The sequence below is a fragment of the Aurantibacter sp. genome (assembly GCF_039941195.1).
Taxonomy (GTDB): domain Bacteria; phylum Bacteroidota; class Bacteroidia; order Flavobacteriales; family Flavobacteriaceae; genus Aurantibacter_A.
In genome coordinates this window covers 1-9,509 of record NZ_JBDVFA010000042.1, presented here as the reverse complement: position 1 = coordinate 9,509, position 9,509 = coordinate 1, and the positions used below count along the sequence as shown (strand labels likewise).

General features: G+C 31.9%; 10 protein-coding genes. All 10 read left to right on the top strand.

Annotated elements, in window-relative coordinates; genetic code table 11:
- Nucleotides 1-148: 148 nt before the first annotated feature.
- The 10 genes from ABJF52_RS08035 (at nucleotide 149) to ABJF52_RS07990 (ending at nucleotide 9,436) form a co-directional block, all read left to right on the top strand.
- Entirely contained in the window at nucleotides 149-790 is a 642-nt protein-coding gene (locus tag ABJF52_RS08035) for a hypothetical protein (protein WP_348148869.1), read from the top strand.
- A 224-nt stretch (nucleotides 791-1,014) separates the two neighbouring features.
- Nucleotides 1,015-1,842, top strand: a complete 828-nt coding sequence (locus ABJF52_RS08030) for a hypothetical protein (RefSeq protein ID WP_348148866.1) — start codon at nucleotides 1,015-1,017, stop codon at nucleotides 1,840-1,842.
- 149 nt (nucleotides 1,843-1,991) lie between these two features.
- Nucleotides 1,992-3,062: a hypothetical protein gene (locus ABJF52_RS08025; RefSeq protein ID WP_348148863.1), complete on the top strand. Its 1,071-nt coding sequence runs from the start codon at nucleotides 1,992-1,994 to the stop codon at nucleotides 3,060-3,062.
- A gap of 379 nt (nucleotides 3,063-3,441) precedes the next feature.
- A complete protein-coding gene (gene dcm, locus ABJF52_RS08020) occupies nucleotides 3,442-5,649 on the top strand; it encodes a DNA (cytosine-5-)-methyltransferase (protein ID WP_348148860.1) in 2,208 nt (735 codons plus the stop codon).
- Nucleotides 5,646-6,827 carry an MvaI/BcnI restriction endonuclease family protein gene (locus ABJF52_RS08015; protein ID WP_348148857.1) on the top strand — a complete coding sequence of 394 codons (1,182 nt, stop codon included), beginning with the start codon at nucleotides 5,646-5,648 and terminating at the stop codon, nucleotides 6,825-6,827. The genes dcm and ABJF52_RS08015 overlap by 4 nt, the downstream gene beginning before the upstream one ends.
- A 324-nt stretch (nucleotides 6,828-7,151) precedes the next feature.
- Entirely contained in the window at nucleotides 7,152-7,724 is a 573-nt protein-coding gene (locus ABJF52_RS08010; protein WP_348148854.1) for a Crp/Fnr family transcriptional regulator, read from the top strand.
- A 67-nt stretch (nucleotides 7,725-7,791) separates the two neighbouring features.
- A complete protein-coding gene (arsM, locus tag ABJF52_RS08005; RefSeq protein WP_348148851.1) occupies nucleotides 7,792-8,622 on the top strand; it encodes an arsenite methyltransferase in 831 nt (276 codons plus the stop codon).
- Between the two features lie 8 nt (nucleotides 8,623-8,630).
- On the top strand, nucleotides 8,631-8,870 hold the full coding sequence (locus ABJF52_RS08000) for a hypothetical protein (protein ID WP_348148849.1): 240 nt from the start codon (nucleotides 8,631-8,633) through the stop codon (nucleotides 8,868-8,870).
- A gap of 10 nt (nucleotides 8,871-8,880) precedes the next feature.
- Entirely contained in the window at nucleotides 8,881-9,186 is a 306-nt protein-coding gene (locus tag ABJF52_RS07995) for a hypothetical protein (RefSeq protein WP_348148846.1), read from the top strand.
- Nucleotides 9,187-9,208: 22 nt separating this feature from the next.
- Nucleotides 9,209-9,436, top strand: coding sequence for a hypothetical protein (locus ABJF52_RS07990; RefSeq protein ID WP_348148843.1), 228 nt, complete (start codon nucleotides 9,209-9,211; stop codon nucleotides 9,434-9,436).
- The last annotated feature ends 73 nt before the right edge of the window (nucleotides 9,437-9,509 follow it).

The window sequence follows — 9,509 nt, the reverse complement described above, 5'->3', positions numbered from 1 at the left end:
AAATAAAGGTAATACTAGCTAATGCTTGGGTCAAAAACCTGTTCATTTATTTTTTAACTTTAAGGAGTTAAAAAAACACCATACAACATGGGCTATATGCAATGGTGGCTAGGGCCACAACTGCAAATAGCCGTGAACGTTGTACATAATGTTGAAAAAAATACTTTTCATAATAATTCTAACTGCTCAATCAACCTTTTCGCAGGTCGAAAAAGCAGATTATGAATTGTATTCTTTGATAATAACGGAGCAATTAGAGCTTGGAATTAAAAGCAGCATTGACTCAGTTTTATTAATTGAGCAATTCGAAAACAGATTTGATAATTTATATGATGTTTTTGATTCAAAATCTGATTCTATTTCGAATTCAGACATAAATTTCATTTCAATAAACACGGGAAACGATACAACCTTTATAAAGAGACTTATACAGGAATCTAAATTTAGAAAATCTGTGAAGGGATTGACATCTAATTTTGGTTTAAGCCCGAAAGTTAATGCAAATTTATTGTCGACGGAAAAGCTAAATATTCAGTCAATAACTTCGAAAAAATACTATTCGTTTTTTGGTAGAAAATTCAAAAGAAAAAATCCATGGAAACGGATTATAAAAAAATACGGAACTCGCAAGGTCATTGAATTCTCTAAAGCTAAATATAATGAGAATTTGGCTTCAGTATATTTCGGAATTCATTGCGGAGGGTTATGCGGAAATGGAAGAATTGTGATTTTCGAGAAAGTTAATGGAATGTGGGGAATTCTGACTTCAATAAACCAATGGGAGTCGTAAAAAACACTATGTACAACACAGCCTAAACGTAATGCGGGCTTTAGGGCTTAATCCAAAGGTCTGTGTATATTTACTAAGTCGCTAAATCTTATGGATTTAGCTTTGGAACAAAAAAAGAAAAAGCAAAACAATAAGCTTTAGCTACGTCGGCAGACGGAAACGAAAAGTTTCCTTGCCTCCGCACTACGCTTAGCCCAACCGTTAGCAAATATTAAAACCGAACAATGGAAAGAATATTTTTTGAAGTCCCATTATACAAGAAAATAACTATTCACGAAACTGAAGATGAAAAGTTAAACGGACTTATAGACTTTTTAGATTTTAATGGTTTGGTAAATGGATATAATCCTGAATTGAACGAAAACACAAGTTATAAAGTCCGATTTGAAAATCGAATTTCTGGAAGGAGTTCAATACGTTCTTATACTGGAATACAAAAATGTACTTTGACCTGTGTTAGAAATGATTTTAAGATTATATACTTTTTTTTATTTAAGGCAATTGATATTGAGCACGACGATGATGATGACTACGATGACGATGAAACTATTTACGAATTTCAAAAAATCGGTCAATATCCAACACTTGCTGATTTAGAAATTGGAAAATATAAAAAATACTCAAAGGTCATTTCTAAAAATGATTTGAGTGAATTTAATAAAGCAATTGGATTAGTAACTCACGGAGTTGGAGTTGGTTCATTTGTCTATCTGCGTAGAATCTTCGAAAATCTAATAGAAAAATATCATCAAAAAGCGAAAAAAGAAAAAGATTGGGACGAAGAAAAGTACATTCAATCCAAAGGAATGTCTGAAAAAGTTTCACTTCTTAAAAACTATTTACCTGAACTCGTTGTTAAGTACAAAAAATTATATGGAATAGTTAGTAAAGGAATTCATCAATTAAAAGAACAAGAATGTTTAGAATACTTTCCTGTTCTTAAAGATGCAATAATCCTTATTTTGGAAAAAGACTATTTAAAGAAAGAAATAGAAGAAACTGAAAAAAATATTGAGAGTAATTTAGCATCAATAGCATCGAAATTAAAATAACATTTGCTAACAACGTGTATAATTCATTGCTAGTACTCGCCTATTTACGAAAATCCTCGCGGATTTTCTATTCGGTTTGTATTTGCTAAATTAGTTGCTGAAACACGCAACGAAATCATACACAAACACGTTAGCTGCAATTTGAAAAGATGGATGACTACCTAAAAAAAGAAACACTTCAGGCAATAGAAAAGATTAGCGGAATTGAAGAAAAATTCAAGGACAATCAAGCTTTGACTTTGGAGGAATTAGAAAATTTATTTCTTTTTTATCAAATCCAGAATAGGGAAATAGCCCTATCTGATAGCAGGTTTGACTATTCTAAGTTTCGCCATCTATATTTAATTTATTGCCTTGATTTGGAATTCAATTCAACTTTCTATAAAAGCAATCCAAATAAGAGAGCAAGTGAATACCTTGACTTAAAAAAACTGAAAGAAATAAACCAAAAGGAATACAATCCTGAAACCCATAAAGAATTAGAAAAATTTAAAATCAATAATCAATTAATAATTCCAGTTAATAACGCAGAAGTTCAAAAAGATAAATTATTACTAGAAAAAAGTGCAAAAGATTGGGCTACTGTATGTCTCAATGAAAGACATTCTGATGAGAAATTAAAAACCATAGCAAAAGAAACTAGAGATACTTTAAAAAAGAAAAATATAGAGAACTTTCTGAATGATTCTTTATCCGAAGATTACAAAAAGGATGTGTTTAAAGGTTTGTTAAAATCATATTATGTTTATCACGAATCAATTAAAATTATAGATTCAATAGATTCAAGAAATGAAAATAGATTTTTCACGCTAAATGGAGTAGGATTTGAAATTAACCATTACTCATTTACTCACATAATCAACCGACATTACGCTGAAATACTTTCTTCACAAAGTATTGCTACTTCAAAAAGCTTTCACAATACTAAAATTAACCCTTACACATTTAATGTTTTTGTTGAAGACTTGATTTCATTAATTAAAGCAAAAGGAATAGAAGACAAAATCATAGTGGAAAAAGGACAAGCAGTAATAATCAAATATCACGGATTCGATTATGCCATATTTTTTAATGAATATAAATACGATAAGTCAAAGCTTGTTTTGGAAACATTTTTTGTCATCGAATCCAACAATCCGAATGCGACAAGACTGATTGATAAAATAAACAATTCACAAAACATTGAATTAGATGTAAATTTATCAATCTATGTAAACTAAAAACTGCAGCTAACAATGGCTATAGCAAATAGGGCATAAAGTGCTATATTTAAAGGCTTGGGCGTGTTTGCTAAGTCCGCCAAATCTTTTGGATTTGGCAATTAAAAAAGAAAAAATAATTACAAAACAAAAAGCTCTGGCTCGCAGACCAGACGGAAACGAAAAGTTTCCTTGCCTGCCCTACTTGCCATAGCCGAACCGTTACCTGCAAGCGAATCCAACCGCACAGTCAAGCACATTTTATTTTTCTCGTGCCTCAAAAAATAAAAAGAGCTTGCCTTTTTCCAAGGTTTAATCCGAACAAAAATCAGAATTAAATAGGAATTTAAAAAAATGTCCGTAAATTTGTCCGTGTACGTAAAAACGTCCGTGAATAATTATGGCAACAATTAATTTTTATTTAGACAAACCAGACAAAAAAGGGTTTGCACCAATTCATCTACGAATAAACTGTAACGGAAGTCAAGTAAAGATTTCTACGGGACAGAAAATAGAACCGAAAAACTTCAACAAATCCAAACAGAAAGCTATTGGATTAAGTGTGGAATCTCACGAAATCAACCATTATTTGGATTTTCTAAGGGAACGAGCGGATGAACTTCTACACCATTCTAACAAAAAAACCTTTGTTCAGGATGAAGTCAAAAGCGTATTGAATGAACACATCGAAAACTATAAAGAGAATAGCAATGTAAATATTGTAAAAGAACAGGTCGCTCTATATGGAAAACCCTTCACTTTTGTAGACTTATTTGCAGGAGCAGGTGGTTTTAGTGAGGGATTTTTACAAGCTGAGCACAACAACAAATTCTTTGATTTCGTAGTTGCCAACGATATTAATGAAAATTGCGAATTAACTCACGTTGTTCGCTACAATCATCAATTAGGCTTAGACGCAGAATTTCTTAAACAAGATATTACAGAACCGGACTTTTTAGATAATTTATTAGAAAAAATTGACGGTCGTCAAATTGATGTTGTATGTGGTGGACCACCTTGTCAAAGTTTCAGTCTTGCAGGGAAAAGAAAAAAGTTTGACAAAAAAGATGATTTATTCTCTCATTATCTAGAAGTAATAAAGGTTTTACAACCAAAATACTTCGTTATGGAAAATGTCAAGGGAATTTTGACAAAAGAAAAAGGCAAAATAAAAGAATTAATCATCAAAGAGATTAACTCTATTGTGGACATAAAAGAAATTCCATTACTAATCTCATTCATTAAAAAAATACGAAAAGAATCTAATTCCTTTCTTTTTGACAGTATTATAAAGAGAGTAGAATTAGAAAAACTACTTGAAAAAGATAAAGAAACTGGGAAAGCCGATTTCATCGCTTTTGTAGAAAATAGATTTAGAAAATTAACGCCAAAAATTGCTGATTACAGAACAAGTAAAACTGACGAAAATATAAATACAATTCGTCACGGTTTTAACCTTTTGGCTAGAACAAAAGAATGGGAAAAGCTAAGACGTGATATTATAAAGGAAAAAGATTTTTGCAATATTGACAGCGACAATTTCGCAAATGCTTTCACAGATTTTCTTACAGAAATCAGTTCTGAAAATGTGATTTCCAAAATTGAAGACGCTTTCAAAATTCTAAAAGTACCAAGTACTTATAAAAAAGATTGCGAAGACATTATTACATCTTTAAAAATCTACACAACGTCTTTTGATGAATCCATTGAAATATTAAAATCGCATTGTAATACAAAACAAAATAAAGAGTTAGAAACGATTCTTGAAAGCATTAGGCTTTATAAAATAGAACAGCCATTTGTTGCTAACGCATCAAATTATGGTGTTCCGCAAAATAGAGAAAGAGTACTTTTTATTGGTTGTCGCAAAGACCAAAAGTATATTTCTGAAATTCCAGCAACAGTTTCAGAAGAAGAAAAAGTCACCATTTTTGAGGCTTTGTATGACTTGGATTTCATAGGTAATAATCAAGAAGCTCACCGTTACGAATTGGTTGACATTTCAGCTCAATACAATGGAACAGCCAAAAAAATGGCTAAACTTTTAAAGAAACGTAGAATTGATGGAAAGCCAATTTCAAAAGGAGGAAAGTCCTTTGCAGAATGGTCAAAAAAAGGTAGATTAATTGACCGTTTTAAACCTCAAACAAAACCTTTTTACGTAAAGAACACAGAAGGTTTAGAAAACGGAGAAAAATACTTCGACATACTTAACAATCACAAAACAAGTAATCAGAACGAAACCGTTATTGAAAGGCTTGGTGTGATTTTAAAAAATGGTAATTATAAAAAAGCCCAACCAGAACTTGAGAAATTAAATCTTTCTACGAACAAAAGAAACTACAATGTTTTAAAACCAGACGAACAAAGCTCTACAATAATGACTATTGCAGATGATTATATTCATTATAATTCGCCAAGGTCTTTAACAGTTAGAGAAATGGCACGATTACAATCTTTTGACGACTCTTTTGTATTTCAAGGAAAACGCTCAACAGGAGGAAATAATAGAAAAACAGAAGTACCGCAATACACTTTAGTGGGAAATGCTGTACCACCTTTATTAGCACGAGCAGTAGCAAGTGAAATTTTAAAACATATCAAGTGAGAAAACTTACTAACGCAGAACAAGAAAAAATAAAATTACTGACCAAAAACCAAGTTTCTCTTACTTTAATTGAGCCAACCGAAACCGGATTAAAAAAATCCATTATGGATGCGACTGGTTCTGTTCGTAGTTATTTGAAAAGTGAGAATATTCACGATTATGAGTTGCAGAATCAAGGTACAGAAAGCAAAGTAATGATTCCAGCAATTATTCATACTGGTTTTAAGATTATAAAATCAAAAGCATCTCTATATCGTCCTTCAACTAAAAAAGGAGACCCAAGAATTTGGTTTTATGGTTTAACAAAAGTTGCTGACCCAAATGATATTATTGGAATCACTTTTTACAACGATAGTTTTCAAGTTTTTAACTTGACAAAATTAGATATCAAAGAATTAATTTATTCTTCTATTCTAAATCCATTTCAGGAACTAATTAATGCAATCAGTACGACAGAAAATGAAGTTGCTTTTGAGCTTTTAGCAATGTTGAGAAAAATTGCAGATGCTGGTCCAATTCCTTCAATGGTTGATGCTGACACTTCTGTAGGTCGAACACTTGAAACTGCACTCGGAATAGATATTAATTCTTCCAAACAACCAGATTATAAAGGAATTGAGCTTAAATCGTTCAGAAATAGTAGAACGAACCGAAAAAATTTGTTTGCACAAGTTCCAGATTGGAAATTGAGCAAGTTTAAAAGTTCAGCGGAAATTCTCGATAACTTTGGCTACGAACGTGATGAAGATTTTAAGCTTTATTGCACAGTTTCAGCCATTACAAGAAATTCACAAGGCTTGAATTTAAGAATCGATAGCGATATAAAGCAATTAATTGAAAACTCTGACAAACCAGAAGTTGGCGATTTTGTGGTTTGGACATTAGACAAACTTCACAACCGACTAAAATCTAAACATAAAGAAACGTTTTGGGTAGAAGCTGAAAGTACAAGAATAAATGACCGAGAGCATTTTCAATATAAATTGGTGGAACACACTAAAAAGCCAATTACTTCTCAATTTGACTTACTAATTGAACAGGGAATAATTACGCTTGACCATTTAATTAAAAGAAACTCAAAAGGAAAAGTAGTTGAAAAAGGTCCGTTATTTAAAATTAAGCCGAAAGGAATTGAATTGTTATTTCCGCCAAGTGAAAGTTACAATTTAATGGCATAGCGGAATTGCCAACGCTGAAAGCCATACACATTTCCAGTCGCGCCATCCACGCTACATCAAAACTGTAAAAGAGTATGTCTTTGCCAACGCTAGCAAGTTTGTGGAAAAACGCCAGCCAGGTAACAATGTGTATAAAACATAGCTAGTAAAGGCTTCACCAAAGGTTTGTGTATATTTAGAAAGTCCGCCAAATTTTTAATTTTGCTTTTAAAAAGTGAAAAATTAAAAACAAAATATAAAAATTCGGCTCTGTGTTAATCCGAAAAGTTAGTGTCTTTTTGCACGCTACGTTCCATACACAAGTCCGTTACCTGCAAGCAAAAAATGAATACATTCAATAAATACCTACAGCAATTTCCTCACTATACACCGAGTGCTTATGAAAATGTACTTCCCTTTCTTTCTACAAAGACCATAAAATCTGGAGATTATTTCTTACGACAAGGTAAAACAGCCAGAAATATTGCATTTATTGAAAAAGGTATATTAAGACTATTTTACCTCAATGATGGAAAAGAAGTTACCAATTGTTTTTGTAGGGAGAATACATTTACGACGTCATACAAAAGTTTAATAACACAGCAAGAAAGTGATATGTCAATTCAAGCAATTGAAGATTCGAAACTGATTATCCTTTCCTATGATTCTCTTCAAAAATTATTTAAAAAAGATCTTTTTTGGCAGCAAATAGGTAGGTTAGCAGCAGAAAACGAGTTTATAATTTCTGAATCACATAATAGATTTCTAAAAGACCTTTCTGCTACTGATAGATACCTGCAAATATTAAAAAATGATAAAGAGCTTTTACAACGAGTTCCTTTAAACTATTTGGCTAGTTACTTACAAGTAGCACCTGAGACTTTAAGCCGAATTCGAAATAAAATATCTCGAACTTGACCTAGATCAATTGGCTATCAAAATATCTTAATGACCTTTGTTTTATTAATAATTAAAAAATAATAAAATGGAAAAATCAGTAAAAGAATCTGTAGTTGAAAGCTATGGAAAATTAGCTAAATCGACAAAAAAAGGATTAACCTCAAAACTTTTTGCTTGTTGCGACCCAAATGAAAATGCTTATGAGGTAGGTAAAACTATTGGTTATTCTGAAGAGATACTAAACGCTGTTCCGAAAGGTTCAAATTTAGGCGTTGGTTGTGGAAACCCTTCAGCATTAGCCGATATACATAAAGGAGAAACTGTAATAGATTTAGGTTCGGGAGCAGGGTTTGATGCCTTTATTGTCTCACCAATAGTTGGGAGTAATGGAAAAGTAATAGGAGTGGACCTTTCTGATGAAATGCTAGAACTAGCCAAAGAGAATGTAGAAAAAGGCAACTATTCTAACGTTGACTTTATTAAAGGAGACATTGAAAAACTTCCACTCGATAATAATATAGCAGAACACGTTGTTTCAAATTGTGTAATCAATCTTTCTTTAAATAAAGGAGATGTTTTTAAAGAAGCATATCGAGTGCTTAAAAATGAGGGTAGTTTGACTATAAGCGACATTGTTTTAAAAAAGGAATTGCCCGCCTTTATTAAAAATTCATTGTCAGGTCATATTGCTTGTGTTTCAGGTGCTGAAAAAGTAGAAGACTATTTGCAATATTTAAATGATGCAGGTTTTAAAGATATAAAAATAGAATCTAAAGCTGAATTTCCAATTGAGTTAATGCTTGCCGATCCACAAGTTATGAAACTTGCAAATGAAATGAACTTTAAACTAGACAGCGAAGAAGCAAAAGATATTGTTTCCAGTGTTGTCAGTATCTCATTAAGTGCAAAAAAATAATGTTTGAGATGAAGAATTATAAAAAAACATTATTAGGTAGCATAGTTGCTTTTTTTATTGGTACAAGTTGCTGTTGGCTAACCTCATTGGCAATTTGGATTGGCGGGGCAACTTTTATTGGAACAATTGTGAGCTTGATTGAAGATGTACAAGTTCTCCTTATTGGTTTAGGTATAATTCTTTTAATAGTTACTATATTCTTCTTTTTGAGAGAAGGAAAGAAAAAGTCTGCTGAAAATAATGCATAAAAAACAAGAAATGATTTATATAACACAACTAATTTATATAATTGAAGGACAAGAAGATGTTTTTCATCAATTTGAGGAGATAGCAATACCTACAATCTTAAAATATAATGGACGACTTACACTACGAATTAGACCAGGAAAGAAATCTGTAATCGAAAATAATATTGATGTCCCTTATGAAATTCATTTGGTGGAATTTAATACTCAACAAGATTTTGACAATTTTAAGAAAGATGAGATAAGAAAAAAATTCTTACATATGAAAGAGAAATCTATCAAATCAAGTATTCTATTTCAAGGAGGAAAATTAAATTAAGCAGAAAAGCCAGCAGGTAACAATGTGTATAAGCAATAGCGGTTTATGTGCAAAACTTGAACCGTTTTTTCATTTTAAAGAAGTATATTATAATCCAAAAAGCAGTGCTTCAAAATCCGCTACTGCTCATACACGAGACGATGATGTAGCATTCACCTGCGTCGACCAAAATCCCTTCATCACGTACCTCGATTCTCGGTCTTTTGGAAATGCTACATCATCGCAGCGCTATGGCGGCTTGCTAGCCTAATCTAAAATAAGTGCTTATTTGCCAAATACGCCGCTACGGCTTAGCAACGCTACATATCAAGTCGCTATACGCA